We start from the raw sequence: 15,437 nt of genomic DNA on the forward strand, positions 1-15,437 counted from the left end.
TTTTGATTTTTTTGATGCAGTGTAATAATTTCGCTTTTTGGTCATTCTATTCCCCTCTTATATTAGAAGAATAGCTCTTAAAAATACCTTTTTTTCGTCTAAAAATCCGCGCCTATATCACACCTCATCTTTTTTACCCCCAGATCTAACCGTCCCCCCATTTTATTTTACGGTGATAAAAAATGCACAAGGAAAACTTAAATTAGTGAGACAAGAATTAATTCGCGCCTCCTCGCAAGTTACTAATGAGACGCTAAGCGGATTATTAAAACAAATCAATTTAATAATAGGCCAGCACTAATCAATTTATTTTCCTAGCAACACATTATTATTGAATTTTGCCCTAAATCTAGGTAATGTAATAAAAAATACAAATTCACTAAAAAAAGGAGGCTTGGCCCATAATATTTTCTTATTGTCTTGATAACAATTACATGGAAAAAATTTAGCACATTAATTGCATCAACAATTCAAGGAGGGAACATGCTACGAGCGCTTACAGTTAGAACAACCTTACAAAAACTGGCCACTCCCACTTTAATTCCTACAGTACCAAGTACCACAACACAACTATCCAGCACTCAACTGCCAACCCGTATCGCCACACTTATAGCTACTCTCTCAACAAGATCTAAACTACCCCCAACTCCAAAGACTGATTTTTTTCCAAAAACGTCTGCATCCCCAGCACAATTTTTTTCCAGATTAAAAAAGGAAGAGCGTCGTTTTAGCCGAAAACGCTTGCGTTTTGATTATGAGGATAATTTCACTAGCGCTTTATCGTCACCTTATTCAACAGAGGAGTTAAGCGAAAAACATAAGAGTCTTTCTGCGCTTCTTGCTATGTCAGAAAAATATATTGTTGAGCATGCTAATCGCCGGGTGGACCTATTCTTTTATACCCTGGTAGCTTATTATCGTACCAATATTATACCTATAGAAGGGCATACTAGCTTACAACACGGGCGCGGGCGTACACTAGATGATGATACTAATTTAACTCAAGCCTGCCATAGTAGCTTTACCCCTGCTTTGCTTGATCAAACTATTTATAAAAAAACAGGGCGCCGCAGCTTACTTTCTGGTACCCATCTTTTAGAAAGTCTTAACTCCACAGTAGAATTACCTCCTTTTGTTAACGCCTTTGATGATATTTTAGAAAGCATTTGCCGGCCTCAATGCATCAAAATTTTGCAAAAGGTAGCAGTAGGGGAGTTAAATCCAATCCAGGGGCTCCACCATTTTCTTACTATGATGAACTCCTTACTCAGTGATTTTGAAAGACAAGCAGCAGCAAAAACATACTCGGGCTTATCACATTCATTTTTTTCTAGTTCAAGCCCTTATGTTAGCCCTAAATTAATTGCTTTGGTAAGTAAAGGTACTTTGAACTCTACTTTTATTGAGGGAACTAGTACGGTCAACGAGGACTATGTACAACTCTTGTTAAGGATGGACCCCGAGGAAAAGGCGGTCTGTAGGAAGAACGCCAAAGAAAAAGAAAAATTGTATGCGAAAAAATTTGCTGAGCTCCAAGAGGAAATATTAAGTTCGGTAAGAATTGGGCCTTCAGTCACACCTTAGATTTTTGCAGGAGGCTAGGCCTCCTAAATTGTTAAATTGAAGCTAAACAGAATACAGGTATAATTAGCTTATTTACCTTTAGCAATAGAACAATATGGATAAGCTTATTATTTATCACAATCCAAGATGCTCGAAATCACGCCAAACTTTAGATTTGCTACAAAGTAGAGGATATCAACCTCTCATTGTGGAGTACTTAAAAACGCCTCTCAATCTAAAGGAATTAAAGGATTTAAGTCTTTATTTTGATCTTAAAGATTTTGTCCGTAGTAATGAGCAGCTCTTTAACGATTTAAATCTTTCTTTAGAGCGAAAAGAGGAATTATTTTCGGCCATGTCCACCCACCCTGTTCTTATGCAAAGACCGATTGTTACCTACAAAAATCAAGCAAGGATAGGGCGGCCTCCAGAGTCAGTTTTGGCGTTATTTGCGTAATTTAGCGTTCACTTGTAAGTCTTTACAGGGAAGCTAAAATTTCCAGTTGTATAGGTGGCGGTTTAAACCTGAGGTTTCGGCCAATCTTCGTGATCATCGACAGCAGCGTTAGCTAAGCTGTAGCCTCGATAATATCCAAGAGGCAACCTTCATGAATAAAGCAGTTGATAAGCTTGAATCTGTTATAGCGGCATTCGGGCACTGGCGAGAAACCAGAACCAGTCAAGGTAAAATCTCTGATTATCTATGGGAGCAAGTGAAAGAGCTTTTTGCAATAGAATACGGACGTCGATTAAATTACTGGTTATGATGCATGCTAAGCGAAGCGTAGCAAATGGCATATTTGTCTAATGATGGTCAAAAGTCGCTAGCTATCCTATGTTTCAGATTTTCAAAGAGAATTGGTTGATTTGAGCTTTGTGGTTTAAACAATAAAGTGAGGGATGCGTTTTTACTCAGCGTAAAAGATTTTTCGTCTATTTTTTGCTTAAAGAGTGATTTTAAATTTAATGGTATCTTGTTGACCTGTACTTTCTCGTCAATAAAGTAGCCATGAGTAAAGGCTAGGATAGTATTTATAAGGTCAAAGCCAAGCTTGGAGAGTCGGCTACTAGAAAATGAGCTTAATGCGAAGAGCAGTGTGCGTTGATTGTAAGTTAATATAAGGTGTTGGATAAACCTTTGCTGATATTGGATGCTTTCTAAGAAGAGGTGATGTAAGGGGTGATCTGAGCTGTTGAGTAGTTGGCTTAATCTGTATATGGAGCAGTTTTTGGTCTGAGTCAGTTTTAAATAAATCTCCTCTTGGCAATGTATTTTAATAAGCTAATTTATTAAAAGCATGAAGGTAGTCTGGATTACTTAATGGGAAACTTGTCGATTCTGACTTCACCATTAAGTCAGAAAAATAGTGTGCTATGACAGCAGAAACCCCTGAAACATCATCCAAGTATCCCTAAGAAGACCTTGCAGATGAGGAGGAGCAATTCGACCAATCATAGAATAGGCTACGTTATCAAATTTAAGAGAAACTCATCCTGATTAAACCTTATCTGCAAGAGGTATATTCGCATTTTGAGTTTGGATTTATTTGTTCTCTTTAAATTGACGACTTAATTGAATAGCCATTTCTAAAGACTGCTCATAATTTAGTCTTGGATCCACCAAACTATGGTAAGCTGTTTTCAGATCTTTCGCATCTAAGCCACGGGCACCACCAATACATTCAGTGACATTATCACCCGTGAGCTCGAAATGTACTCCACCTAAATAACTATTCATTGAGCGATGTATTTCTACTGCCAAACGCAATTCTTGCAATATATTATCGAAATGCCTGGTTTTCGTTCCATCTGCTGTGGTTTCTGTATTTCCATGCATGGGATCGCAAGACCAAGTAACCGGGATATTCGTTTTTTGCACGGCAGTAATTAGCGGTGGTAGTAAACGTTCAATCTGTTGTGCACCTAAACGGGTGAATAATAAAATTTTCCCCTCTTCCTTTTGAGGATTCATTTGGTGTAATACTTCAGTCAGCCATTCGGGAGAAGCTGCGGGGCCTATTTTAATTCCTAAGGGATTTTCAATACCACGAAAAAACTCTAAATGAGCGCTATCTAATTGCGCTGTTCGCATACCCACCCAGGGTAAATGAGTGGATAAATTATACCATTTTCCGTGTATTTGGCGGGTTAAGGCTTGTTCATAATGAAGATGCAAGGCTTCATGAGAAGTATAGAAATCGACTTTGTTGATGTTGCTGGCTCTAACCCCATTGATCGCTTCTAAAAATTCTAAAGCATCTTCTATGGATTTCACGATAGTTTGATATTCTTTCTTTTGCGGAGAATGCTCTACAAAACTTAAATCCCATAACTGGGGATGATGTAAATCAGCAAAGCCGCCTTCTAATAAGGCGCGTATAAAGTTTAAGGTCATAGCCGAACAACTGTACGCTTGTAATAAAAGTTTGGAATTAGGTTCGCGTGCGCTCGCGCTAAACTCTGGCGAGTTGACTATATCTCCACGATAGCTAGGTAAGGTAACTCCATCAATAGTTTCGAAGTCTGAGGAGCGGGGTTTAGCATATTGTCCCGCAATTCGGCCTATACGGATGATGGGTTTATGTAAACCATATAATAAAATCAAACTCATTTGTAATAAAATTTTTAATTTATTACTGATGATATCAGAGCGGCAGTCATTAAAGGATTCTGCACAATCCCCCCCTTGTAGGATAAAAGCGTCACCACGGCCGGCGCGGGCTATTTCATGCTTTAAACGCTTTACCTCACCACTGGTTACTAAAGGAGGTAGGAGGCTTAATTGCTCAACTATCTTATTTAATTGATCTTGATCGGCATAAGTTGCTGCTTGTAAGTACGGATATTGTTGCCAAGAGTTTAAAGACCAGCTGTGCATAGTGAATCCAATTGTTATTTTTAATACTGAGTATGCAATAAATGGACATCTATCGCAAGCGTCAACAGTTTAATTTAATCGATATTGTCGCAGATGGGAATAACTTATTTATTAATCAGCTCTTGAAATTTTATAAACCTACCCCATCTGATAGGGTCAAATTAGCAAGGAGAATTTTAATGACCAAAGAAGACAAAAAAGATTGGGGCAAATTTAAAGACAATTTCGAAGAGCAATTAGACAATGAGCTGCTGGATGAAGAGGATTCTTTAGTAGATGAAGAAGAGGCAACTGAGGCTGCCTTAGATCATCCGAATTACGCTGAATTAGAAGAAAAATTAACCCTTGCTGAGCAAAAAGCGCATGAAAATTGGGAAAAATCAGTACGAGCAGTGGCGGAATTAGATAATGTACGTCGGCGCATGGAACGTGAAGTTGCTAACGCACACAAATACGGCGCAGAAAAATTAATCTCTGCTTTACTACCTATCGTTGATAGTTTAGAGCAAGCCTTGCAACTTGCTGAAAAAGGCGGCGATACCGCAATGCACGAAGGCCTGGAGCTTACCATGAAGCTCTTTGTCGACGTATTACAGAAATTTGATGTGACTATGCTTGACCCGATTGGGGAGATTTTTGATCCGCAACAACACGAAGCAATGGCTATGCAACCAGCCGCTGATGTAGCGCCCAATACGGTTATTGCTGTTTTCCAAAAGGGCTATAAATTAAGCGATCGCATCATAAGACCTGCTCGTGTAGTAGTGGCTAAAAATAATTAATACCTTTTTTCAAAGATATAACTTGAAATAAGGGGACGGTGTCCCCATATAAATTTCATTGTTTTAAGAATTAACTAATTTGGAGCACAAAAAGAATGGCTAAAATTATAGGAATAGACTTGGGTACTACTAACTCATGTGTTGCTGTAATGGAAGGGGATAAACCCAAAGTAATTGAAAATAGTGAAGGTCATAGAACTACGCCTTCAATCGTAGCATTTACAGACGACAATGAAACTTTAGTTGGTCAATCTGCTAAACGTCAATCAGTGACTAATCCTGAAAAAACTTTGTTTGCTATTAAGCGACTTATTGGCCGTAAGTTTGATGACGCAGTTGTTCAAAAAGATATTAAAATGGTTCCTTACAAAATCATTAAAGCAGATAATGGTGATGCTTGGGTTCGCGTTAAAGATCAAGAAAAAGCGCCTCCTCAAGTTTCTGCTGAAGTACTACGTAAGATGAAAAAAACTGCAGAAGATTATTTAGGCGAAGAAGTTAAAGAAGCAGTAATTACTGTTCCTGCTTATTTCAACGATTCTCAACGCCAGGCTACGAAAGATGCTGGCCGTATCGCCGGTCTTGAAGTAAAACGTATTATTAACGAGCCTACCGCTGCAGCTCTCGCGTATGGAATGGATAAGAAACGTGGAGATTCAATAATCGCTGTGTATGACTTAGGTGGCGGTACTTTCGATATTTCAATTATTGAAATTGCTGAGGTAGATGGCGAACATCAGTTTGAAGTATTAGCAACTAATGGTGATACTTTCTTAGGTGGAGAGGACTTTGACTTAGCTTTAATTGAATACTTAGCGGCTGAGTTCAAAAAAGATTCTGGTATTGATTTGCATAATGACCCCTTGGCATTACAACGATTAAAAGACGCTGCAGAAAAAGCAAAAATTGAATTGTCTTCTGCGCAACAAACCGATGTTAACCTACCTTATATCACGGCTGATGCTACTGGTCCTAAGCACTTAAATATCAAATTAACACGTGCCAAATTAGAGTCTTTAGTGGAAAAATTAGTAGAGCGTACCATTGAGCCTGTTAAAACAGCATTAAAAGACGCTGGTTTAAACGTTTCCAAAATCAACGAAGTGATTTTAGTTGGTGGTCAAACCCGTATGCCTTTAGTCCAAAAAACTGTAGAAGAGTTTTTTGGCAAAGAGCCACGTAAAGACGTTAACCCTGATGAGGCAGTTGCGGTTGGTGCGGCTATTCAAGCAGCAGTATTATCTGGTGAAGTTAAAGATATTCTTTTATTAGACGTTACTCCATTGTCTTTAGGTATTGAAACTATGGGTGGGATAATGACTAAATTAATAGATAAAAACACCACTATTCCTACCAAAGCTAACCAAGTCTTTTCTACTGCTGATGATAATCAAACTGCGGTAACAGTTCATGTTTTACAAGGTGAGCGTGAACAAGCATCGGCTAATAAATCCTTAGGTCGTTTTGATTTAGGAGACATTCCTCCTGCACCACGCGGAGTACCACAAATTGAAGTAACCTTTGATATTGATGCGAATGGTATTCTAAACGTATCTGCAAAAGATAAAGCAACAGGAAAAGCTCAATCTATCGTTATCAAAGCTTCAAGTGGTTTAAGTGATGAAGAGATAGATGCAATGGTTAAAGATGCGAAAGCTCATTCCGAAGAAGATAAAAAATTCAAAGAAATGGCTGACTTACGTAACCAAGCTGACAGCATGATCCATAGTTGTGAAAAATCAATGAAAGATCTAGCAGCTGAATTATCTGACGATGAGAAAAAAGGTATTGAATCTGCAATTAGCGAGTTAAAAGAAGCGATTCAAGGTACTGATAAAGCTCAAATCGAAGATAAATTAAAAGTATTAAGTGATGCGTCTGCTAAAATGGCTGAGCGTGTTTATGCGAAAAAATCAGCAGAAGGTCAAGCACAGCAACCAGATGCCGGCGCTCATCAACAGGAGTCTGCAAAACCTGCTGACGAAAGTGTGGTAGACGCTGAGTTTGAAGAAGTTAAAGAAGACGATAAACGATAATTAGTCTCTTAGAGTGGTTTCGACCTTGCAACTCTTCTAGGTTGATACCCTCTTTATTTGGTATTTTAGGAGGGACGATGAATATCGTCCCATTGTTTGTTTGCTGTAGCAAAATCAACTATTTGTTACAGGTATTTATAGATTGTGAGCAGTTATGAGCCAACGGGATTATTATGAAGTTTTAAATGTAAATCGCACTGCTGATGAGGGTGAAATTAAAAAGGCTTACCGAAAATTAGCTATGAAGTACCATCCTGATCGTAATCCCGATGATGCCTCTGCCGAAGAGAAATTCAAAGAAGTCCAACAGGCTTATGCTATTTTATCCGATCAGAAAAAACGAGCAGCCTACGATCAATTTGGTCACGCCGGTGTCGACCCCTCTATGGGAGGAGGCGGATTTGGAGGCGGTTTTGGGGGCTTTGGTGATGTTTTTGAAGATATTTTTGAAAATATCTTTTCGGGCGGACGAGGTGGTCGTCAATCAAGAGCCCATCGAGGCGCCGATTTACAGTTTAATATTCAATTAACACTTGAAGAGGCGGCTACTGGAAAAGAAGTTGAGATAACGGTGCCTAGACATGGTAGCTGTACTAGCTGTAATGGTACTGGAGCTAAAAAAGGCACTAGCCCAAAGAGTTGTGAAACATGCAATGGTATGGGACAGGTTCGTATTCAACAAGGGTTCTTTTCTATTCAACAGACTTGCCCCAGTTGTCATGGAGAGGGAAGTATTGTCACTGATCCCTGTACTTCTTGCCATGGTAATGGTCGAGTACGAGAAAGTAAAAAATTAACAGTCAAAATACCTGCTGGTGTTGATAATGGTGATCGGGTTCGTCTAACTGGTGAAGGTGAAGCCGGTTCCTATGGCGGTGGGCAAGGTGACCTTTATGTACAAATTAACGTAAAACAACATAGTATCTTTACTCGCCACGACAATGACTTACATTGTGAAGTGCCTATTAGTTTCATAGTGGCGGCTTTAGGTGGCTCGATTGAAGTTCCTACTCTAGAGGGGCGTGTAACTCTTAAAATTCCTGCGGAAACACAAACGGATAAAGTATTTCGTTTACGGGGTAAAGGAATGAAATCAGTACGAGGCCACGGGCAAGGTGATTTATTGTGCAAGGTGGTTGTAGAAACCCCAGTCAATTTATCACGCGAACAAAAAGAATTATTAACCCAATTACACGATTCTTTAGAAAATGCGAAAGCAAATCACTCACCTCGCTCTACTTCCTGGTTTGCTGGTGTAAAAAAGTTTTTTGAAGACATGAAATTTTGAGGTACACTTGGGACATCTTTTTCTAACAAGCCCCGCTTGTATGTGATGTGTAGAGTATGATGATTAATAAACCTGCAATTTTAGCTTTAGCTGATGGAACAATTTACGAAGGAATATCTGTTGGCGCTCAAGGAGATAGTGTTGGTGAGTTAGTTTTTAATACCTCAATGACCGGTTATCAGGAAATGTTAACCGACCCATCTTATACCCGACAAATTATTACTCTCACTACAGCCCACGTTGGTAATACGGGCTGTAATAGTGAGGATATGGAGTCAAACAAAGTATGGGCCGCAGGTTTAGTAATGAGAGAGTATTCTCCTATATCGAGTAATTATCGCTCTGAGCAATCTCTAGGTGACTGGTTAAAGAAGAATGGTATCGTAGCCATTGCCGGTATAGATACGCGTGCTTTAACCCTGAAGCTTCGCGAAAATGGAGCTTTGGGGGCTTGCATTAGTACTGAGGTCGCAGACCCTAAAAAAATAATTGCCAAGGCTAAGGCTTTTGCGGGATTACAAGGTATGGACTTAGCCGCTGAAGTGTCCCGTCAAGCAATTGAGCGCTGGCATGAAGGACGTGGCGATTGGGGAAAAGACTCGCAACCGCACCAATTTCATGTAGTAGTTTATGATTTTGGGGTAAAACACAATATTCTTAAAATTCTACATGATAAGGGTTGTCACTTGACCTTAGTTCCGGCGCAAACTCCTGCGGCAGAAGTGTTAGCGATGAATCCTAACGGCGTCTTTCTATCCAATGGCCCCGGTGATCCTGAAGCTTGTACTTATGCAATTAAAGCGACCCAAGAGCTTTTAGAAAATAATATTCCTATTTTTGGTATCTGCTTAGGTTTTCAGCTTTTAGCTTTAGCTTGTGGCGGTACTACTAAGAAAATGAAATTTGGGCATCATGGTTCTAATCATCCTGTAGTAGAAACAGAAGGTAAGCAACGCGTTTTTATTACGAGTCAGAATCATGGTTTTGAAGTAGATGAGCACAATTTACCTGACACCTTAAAAATTACTCACCGCTCTTTATTTGATAAGAGTTTGCAAGGCATTCGTCATATCAACAAACCAGCATTGGGTTTTCAAGGTCATCCTGAGGCTAGCCCTGGGCCGCATGATATGGAAATTATGTTCGATGAGTTTATAACATTAATGAGTTAGTGCAGTTCAGTACTAAGATAACCAATGAGGCTAAATAATGAATGAAGGCTATGTTTTTACTTCTGAATCTGTATCTGAAGGACATCCTGATAAGATAGCAGATCAAATTTCAGATGCCATTTTAGATGCTATTTTAGAGCAAGATCCTCATGCTCGAGTTGCCTGTGAAGTGTTAGTTAAAACGAGTATGGTATTAGTGGGCGGAGAAATCACCACTAAAGCTAATATTGATGTGGAAGATATCACCCGCCATGTCATTAAGGATATTGGTTACAATAGTTCGCAAATGGGTTTTGATTGGAAATCTTGTGCTGTTTTATCGGCCATTGGCAAACAATCTCCTGATATTGCCCAAGGCGTTGACAATAAAAAAACTAAAATTCTAGGTGCCGGTGATCAAGGATTGATGTTTGGTTATGCCAGTAGAGAAACTGATGTATTTATGCCAGCTCCTATTGCCTATGCGCATCGTTTAATGGAAAAACAAGCCAGCCTGCGTAAATCAGAAGCTTTATCTTGGTTACGTCCCGATGCAAAATCACAGCTGACCTTAAAATATGAAAATGGTGTGCCAGTTGAAGTAGATACCGTTGTGTTTTCTACCCAACATTCACCGGATATAGCCCAAGAAGATTTAATTGAAGCCGTTAAAGAGGAAATTATTAAAGCCGTGTTACCTGCTGATTGGTTAACTGCGAAAACACGCTACTTTATTAACCCAACTGGACGTTTTGTTATTGGAGGTCCTTTAGGTGATTGCGGTTTAACTGGGCGCAAAATTATTGTTGATACTTATGGCGGTATGGCCCGTCATGGTGGCGGTTGTTTTTCTGGTAAGGATCCTTCAAAAGTAGATCGCTCGGCTGCTTACGCGGCTCGTTATGTAGCAAAAAATATAGTTGCTGCTGGTTTAGCGGATAAATGTGAAATTCAAGTTTCTTATGCAATTGGTGTTGCAGAACCCACTTCTATTTTTGTTGAAACCTTTGGCACAGGTCATTTGCAAAGCAATGAAATTATTGAATTAATTCAAGCCCACTTTGACTTAACTCCGCAAGGCATCATTGATCATTTAGATCTATTGCGACCTATTTACCGTCAAACCGCAACTTATGGTCATTATGGTCGAGAGGAATTCCCTTGGGAGCGCCTAGATAAAGTGGATGAGTTGAAAAAAGCCTTATAATTACTTTAGCCAGAGCTCTTGGAGCATTGTTGAGAGCTTTGGCAAATCCATATTTAGATTGTTTATACTCCTCTTGAGATAAGTCGTATTCTTATTTTAGATTGTGCTTCTTAGTACGTAAAAACCTACCTCATCAACATTATAGTTTGCTTACCAAGGTCTTCTTCCTGCAAAATAAATGGCATTAAATTTCGCTCTATCTTATACTGATTCTTACATGGTTTGATAAGGATTTTAAATGAATACAGCTAGCGATACGATGCAGAAAAATTTTTTTAGTGATTGTAAAATAGCCGATCCTTCACTCGCTAATTGGGGGCGAAAGGAAATAGCCATTGCTGAAAGTGAAATGCCTGGTTTAATGGCCTTAAGAGCAGAATTCTCAGCCTCACAACCATTAAAAGGTGCGCGGATTGCGGGGTGTTTGCACATGACAATACAAACCGCTGTTTTAATTGAAACCTTATTAGCCTTAGGTGCCGAAGTTCGTTGGTCTTCTTGTAATATTTTTTCGACTCAAGATCATGCTGCGGCTGCAATTGCTGCAAGAAGCATTCCGGTATTTGCCTGGAAGGGGGAAACCGAAGGGGAATATTGGTGGTGCGTTGAGCAAACGATAAAAGGCCCTAATGGCTGGACTCCTAATATGCTTCTAGATGATGGAGGGGATTTAACTCAAATTCTTCATGAAAAATACCCAGAACTATTAGCAGGAATTAAAGGGGTTTCGGAAGAAACAACTACGGGAGTTGCGCGCTTATATGAAATGGCCAAACACGGTCTGCTTAAAATGCCTGCTATTAATGTTAATGATTCAGTGACTAAGTCTAAGTTTGATAATTTATACGGTTGTCGTGAGTCCTTATTAGATGGATTAAAACGCGCCACTGACGTGATGATCGCGGGTAAGGTGGCTTTAATTTTAGGTTATGGTGATGTGGGTAAAGGCTGTGCGCAAGCATTAAGAGGACAAGGTGCTTCGGTATTAATCGCCGAAATCGATCCCATTTGCGCTCTACAAGCTGCAATGGAAGGTTATCGGGTTGTTACTTTGGACGAGGTAGCCGAGCAGGTAGATATTATTGTGACGGCTACAGGTAATTACCATGTTGTTACCCATGAGCATATGAAACGTATGCGTCACCAAGCCATTTTGTGCAACATCGGCCATTTCGATTCAGAAATCGATATTAACAGCTTAAGACAATATAAATGGGAAAACATTAAACCCCAAGTGGATCATGTGATTTTTCCCGATGGAAAACGATTAATAATTTTAGCAGAGGGACGGTTGGTGAATTTAGGTTGTGCTACAGGGCATCCCAGTTTTGTCATGTCTTCTTCTTTTAGCAATCAAGTGTTGGCGCAAATCGAATTATTTCAAAATCCCAAAAAATATAAACATGAAGTCTATGTATTACCTAAAAAATTAGACGAAAAAGTAGCGCGCTTACATTTGGAACGCATTGGGGTTAAACTTACCCAATTAACCGATGAACAAGCTGAATATATTGGAGTGGCTAAAAATGGCCCCTATAAGCCGGACCATTACCGTTACTAAAAAGGATGATTTACTAGCCCCCTGTTTTTGAAGTTTCTTCCTTATGCTCTTAGTTCAGGGCCTTACAATAAAGTAGGGTGCATCTCTAATAGATGCACCCCTGTCTCTGATAGTAATGAAGCTAATCATTTAATTTTAAAACTAACCCCGTGATCATTGAGTTTAGTAGGGTTCTCCTGCATACTGCCTTTTGTCGTATTACTTATAAATAAGGAGATTGAAGTATGCGTTGTAAATCAGTAGTTCTTGCTTTGGGCCTTTTCGCAGTAACGCAAGCGGTATTTGCTGATGCCAAAAGTGATATTAGAATAATTATCAAATATAAAACGCCAAGTATAACTAGTGCCTCGTTAAAGTCGCAAATTGCTTCATCTACCCATTTACCTGTCCGTGTCTTATCACCCATGGCTAATGGTGCTTATTCTTTAATTTTAACAGCCCCCACCGCATCATTAGCTACACAAGATGAATTATTAACACCTATTTTAGCAAAATTACGTCAAGATCCTAATGTTCAATACGCGGTAAAAGACAGAGTAGGACATTTTAAACCTCTCCCTGAACCTAAAATAAATCCTGAATTGAGTAATCTATTATCTCATGACACGCAATGGGATGAATTTACTCGTCCTTCTGGAATAATGCTTGAATCTAAACCTGGCTTAAGGGATGGTGCGTGGGCCTATACTACGGGAAAAACGAAAAAGAAACCGGTTGTGGTGGCGGTTTTAGATACTGGTACCGCTTTAAATGATAGTTTAATCAATAATCTGGTAAAAGATAAAGAAGGCAATGTATGGGGTTGGAATTTTGCCGATAATAATAACAATATCGCTGATGAAACTGGTTCTTATCATGGCACACATGTAGCAGGAACAATCGCAGGTTACGGGAGTGTAATGACCGGTATGGGAGAAGATTTAAAAATTCTCACCGTTAAAATTCCAAACGCGAATGGTATGTTCTACGAAAGTGCAGTGATTAATGGTATTTATTGGTCAGTAGGTTCCTCAGTCCCGAGAGTTCCTGAAAATATACATCCGGCTAAAGTATTAAATATGAGCTTTGGAGTGGATTTAGAACCGGGACGCGAAATTGATTATTGTGATGAGGCTTTACAAGAAGCTGTGTTTTTTGCCCGCAAAAAGGGTGCTGTTCTTGCTGTTGCTGCGGGGAATGACAATGTATGGGAGCATTTGAATGCACCTGCGGTATGTAATGGTACCATTAAAGTTGCCTCAACAGGTCCTGAAGGTTTACGTTCCTATTTTTCTAATTATGGACCTAGTGTAAGTTTTGCCGCACCTGGAGGAGATAAGCGCTATGGTGTTGCAGGAGGTATTTTATCGACCGTAAATCCTGGTGGTGGCTACAATGGTTCAGGTTTTGATTTTTATCAAGGCACGAGTATGGCAACACCTCATGTTGCAGGCGTAGCAGGCTTAGTATTTGATGCGAGCTCCAAAACCTTAACTGCTGAAAAAGTAGAGCAAATCCTCTATACGACTACCCATGATTTTGGTACTAGCACTGATTCTAACAAATCTTGTGTCGGGAAGAAGCCTTGTGGGCATGGAATTTTAGATGCTGAGCACGCAGTTAAAGCTACTTTAGATGATTATGAGTTTTTATTTACCGCTCCAAAACTTACAGCTCTAACAAACAAAGATTGTGCGAAGGGGACCATGAAAGCAATAACCCAGCAAGTGCATATCGATAAGGTACTATGGACAAAAATTACCGATGCCTGTGCTTCAGAAGAGAGTTATCAGCATCCACGCGTGGTTCAAGCCAAAAATGGGGCGATTTATGCTTATTACGGCGAGCTTAGGTATAAGTTGGATCAATCTTCTTTTAGTGACTGCAAGGTAGTGGGCTATGATGGGATTGGTTGCCACGCCTAATGACTAGCGTAGAACGCTTATTGATGGTATTTAAAACAATTAGGTTCATAAAAATGCAGTACTTTATGAGCCTAATAGGGTATCTAATATTTAATTGATTCGTTGTGCATGTGTATTCTTTCCTATCTATACTTCAAAAGAGAAAGGAGAGTATTAATATTATGAGCAAGGAATTCGCTAATAAAAAATTGCTGTTCATCTACTTATTAGTGATAGCGGTGTTCGGTTATGTTATGAAATATATAATGAACATTGTGCTCTCACAACATTTAAGTGCTGAGCGCTATGGTGATTTTAGTATCGCCCTTAAAATCTTAGCACTTACTTCCTCTTTAGCTCTTTTGGGTACCAATTCATCTACCGTGAGATTCATTAGTTCCTATCTACAAGATAAGCGAACTCTAAAACTTAAATCCTTTATTGAATGGAATGTAAAATTAGTTCGCTATTCTTTTTTTATTTGCCTGTTAATTGGTGGGCTTAGTATTGGAATAATGCATGTATTGCATTGGTGGAATTGGAAAGATATAACTTCTTATCATTTAGCAATTTACATGTTATGGGTTACTCCTGTTGCCTCTACTTTTATGCTTCTTGGCAGCTATTTGCTTTGCGCCGAATACTATGTTTTGAAATCCTTTATGGAAAATGCCAAGCCCATCTTAACCATGATACTTTTTTTTATCATGATTTTAGCTAGGTCCGGGGATCTGGAACAAAATTCAGGAAAAATAAGAGCTATTCCCGGTTTGTTAGTTCATTCACCTTACTCTCAGAATGGCTTATCCACAAGTCCATAGGCCAGGAGAGCTTTCATCGTCTCGGATAGGCCTGTGGACCCTGTGGGTAAGCCATGACACACGGGGCTCATACTTGTGGGCTGTGTCCAAAATACATGCTCGCTGGTGTGATGTATCCAAAAGACTGGTGCGGTCTTCGGTTGTTATAATAACTCATGTTACGCACATAAACTTGTAGTTTGACTAAAAAGCATTAGAATTCCGCCCTTAATTTTAGGGAGGGAATTAAATGGATATGCTTGATCTTTATAGTGATTATTTGATTTT

At 39.4% G+C, this 15,437-nt stretch carries 12 protein-coding genes; 11 read left to right on the forward strand and 1 reads right to left on the reverse strand.

Annotation, left to right across the window (positions count from 1 at the left end; all coding sequences use genetic code 11):
- The first annotated feature begins 483 nt into the window (after nt 1-483).
- The 3 genes from ELY15_RS08680 (at nt 484) to ELY15_RS16370 (ending at nt 2,330) form a co-directional block, all read left to right on the forward strand.
- Nucleotides 484-1,584 carry a hypothetical protein gene (locus ELY15_RS08680; protein ID WP_127099274.1) on the forward strand — a complete coding sequence of 367 codons (1,101 nt, stop codon included), beginning with the start codon at nt 484-486 and terminating at the stop codon, nt 1,582-1,584.
- 94 nt (nt 1,585-1,678) lie between these two features.
- Nucleotides 1,679-2,020, forward strand: a complete 342-nt coding sequence (arsC, locus tag ELY15_RS08685; protein ID WP_127099275.1) for an arsenate reductase (glutaredoxin) — start codon at nt 1,679-1,681, stop codon at nt 2,018-2,020.
- Between the two features lie 151 nt (nt 2,021-2,171).
- Nucleotides 2,172-2,330 carry a hypothetical protein gene (locus ELY15_RS16370; RefSeq protein ID WP_199744193.1) on the forward strand — a complete coding sequence of 53 codons (159 nt, stop codon included), beginning with the start codon at nt 2,172-2,174 and terminating at the stop codon, nt 2,328-2,330.
- Between the two features lie 776 nt (nt 2,331-3,106).
- On the opposite strand, the gene ELY15_RS08690 is transcribed toward ELY15_RS16370, so the two are convergent.
- Nucleotides 3,107-4,441: a 3-deoxy-7-phosphoheptulonate synthase class II gene (locus tag ELY15_RS08690; protein WP_127099276.1), complete on the reverse strand. Its 1,335-nt coding sequence runs from the start codon at nt 4,439-4,441 to the stop codon at nt 3,107-3,109.
- 179 nt (nt 4,442-4,620) lie between these two features.
- Between ELY15_RS08690 and grpE the strand changes: the two genes are divergently transcribed.
- The 8 genes from grpE to ELY15_RS08730 all read left to right on the forward strand — a co-directional run bounded on the left by grpE (nt 4,621) and on the right by ELY15_RS08730 (nt 15,170).
- Nucleotides 4,621-5,223 (forward strand): nucleotide exchange factor GrpE, encoded by a 603-nt coding sequence (gene grpE / locus ELY15_RS08695; RefSeq protein WP_127099277.1) that lies wholly within the window; start codon nt 4,621-4,623, stop codon nt 5,221-5,223.
- Nucleotides 5,224-5,318: 95 nt separating this feature from the next.
- Nucleotides 5,319-7,259 carry a molecular chaperone DnaK gene (gene dnaK, locus ELY15_RS08700; RefSeq protein WP_127099278.1) on the forward strand — a complete coding sequence of 647 codons (1,941 nt, stop codon included), beginning with the start codon at nt 5,319-5,321 and terminating at the stop codon, nt 7,257-7,259.
- A 154-nt stretch (nt 7,260-7,413) separates the two neighbouring features.
- The gene (dnaJ, locus tag ELY15_RS08705; protein ID WP_127099279.1) at nt 7,414-8,547 is read left to right on the forward strand and encodes a molecular chaperone DnaJ; all 1,134 of its coding nucleotides are present in this window, start codon (nt 7,414-7,416) and stop codon (nt 8,545-8,547) included.
- Between the two features lie 59 nt (nt 8,548-8,606).
- Nucleotides 8,607-9,719, forward strand: a complete 1,113-nt coding sequence (gene carA, locus ELY15_RS08710) for a glutamine-hydrolyzing carbamoyl-phosphate synthase small subunit (protein WP_127099284.1) — start codon at nt 8,607-8,609, stop codon at nt 9,717-9,719.
- A gap of 37 nt (nt 9,720-9,756) precedes the next feature.
- Nucleotides 9,757-10,905 (forward strand): methionine adenosyltransferase, encoded by a 1,149-nt coding sequence (gene metK, locus ELY15_RS08715; protein ID WP_127099280.1) that lies wholly within the window; start codon nt 9,757-9,759, stop codon nt 10,903-10,905.
- A gap of 238 nt (nt 10,906-11,143) precedes the next feature.
- Nucleotides 11,144-12,466: an adenosylhomocysteinase gene (ahcY, locus tag ELY15_RS08720; protein WP_127099281.1), complete on the forward strand. Its 1,323-nt coding sequence runs from the start codon at nt 11,144-11,146 to the stop codon at nt 12,464-12,466.
- A gap of 224 nt (nt 12,467-12,690) precedes the next feature.
- Nucleotides 12,691-14,370, forward strand: a complete 1,680-nt coding sequence (locus tag ELY15_RS08725) for a S8 family serine peptidase (protein WP_127099282.1) — start codon at nt 12,691-12,693, stop codon at nt 14,368-14,370.
- A 161-nt stretch (nt 14,371-14,531) separates the two neighbouring features.
- Complete coding sequence (locus ELY15_RS08730) at nt 14,532-15,170, forward strand: oligosaccharide flippase family protein (RefSeq protein ID WP_127099283.1); 639 nt, start codon at nt 14,532-14,534, stop codon at nt 15,168-15,170.
- Nucleotides 15,171-15,437: the final 267 nt, after the last annotated feature.

The organism is Legionella sp. km772 (assembly GCF_003989735.1).
Lineage (GTDB): Bacteria > Pseudomonadota > Gammaproteobacteria > Legionellales > Legionellaceae > Legionella.

Excerpts from the sequence above, each read along its gene's own strand:
- ELY15_RS08680 (WP_127099274.1), top strand. The coding sequence starts at position 484 with ATGCTACGAGCGCTTACAGTTAGAACAACCTTACAAAAACTGGCCACT.
- arsC (WP_127099275.1), top strand. The coding sequence starts at position 1,679 with ATGGATAAGCTTATTATTTATCACAATCCAAGATGCTCGAAATCACGC.
- ELY15_RS16370 (WP_199744193.1), top strand. The coding sequence starts at position 2,172 with ATGAATAAAGCAGTTGATAAGCTTGAATCTGTTATAGCGGCATTCGGG.
- ELY15_RS08690 (WP_127099276.1), bottom strand. The coding sequence starts at position 4,441 with ATGCACAGCTGGTCTTTAAACTCTTGGCAACAATATCCGTACTTACAA.
- grpE (WP_127099277.1), top strand. The coding sequence starts at position 4,621 with ATGACCAAAGAAGACAAAAAAGATTGGGGCAAATTTAAAGACAATTTC.
- dnaK (WP_127099278.1), top strand. The coding sequence starts at position 5,319 with ATGGCTAAAATTATAGGAATAGACTTGGGTACTACTAACTCATGTGTT.
- dnaJ (WP_127099279.1), top strand. The coding sequence starts at position 7,414 with ATGAGCCAACGGGATTATTATGAAGTTTTAAATGTAAATCGCACTGCT.
- carA (WP_127099284.1), top strand. The coding sequence starts at position 8,607 with ATGATTAATAAACCTGCAATTTTAGCTTTAGCTGATGGAACAATTTAC.
- metK (WP_127099280.1), top strand. The coding sequence starts at position 9,757 with ATGAATGAAGGCTATGTTTTTACTTCTGAATCTGTATCTGAAGGACAT.
- ahcY (WP_127099281.1), top strand. The coding sequence starts at position 11,144 with ATGAATACAGCTAGCGATACGATGCAGAAAAATTTTTTTAGTGATTGT.
- ELY15_RS08725 (WP_127099282.1), top strand. The coding sequence starts at position 12,691 with ATGCGTTGTAAATCAGTAGTTCTTGCTTTGGGCCTTTTCGCAGTAACG.
- ELY15_RS08730 (WP_127099283.1), top strand. The coding sequence starts at position 14,532 with ATGAGCAAGGAATTCGCTAATAAAAAATTGCTGTTCATCTACTTATTA.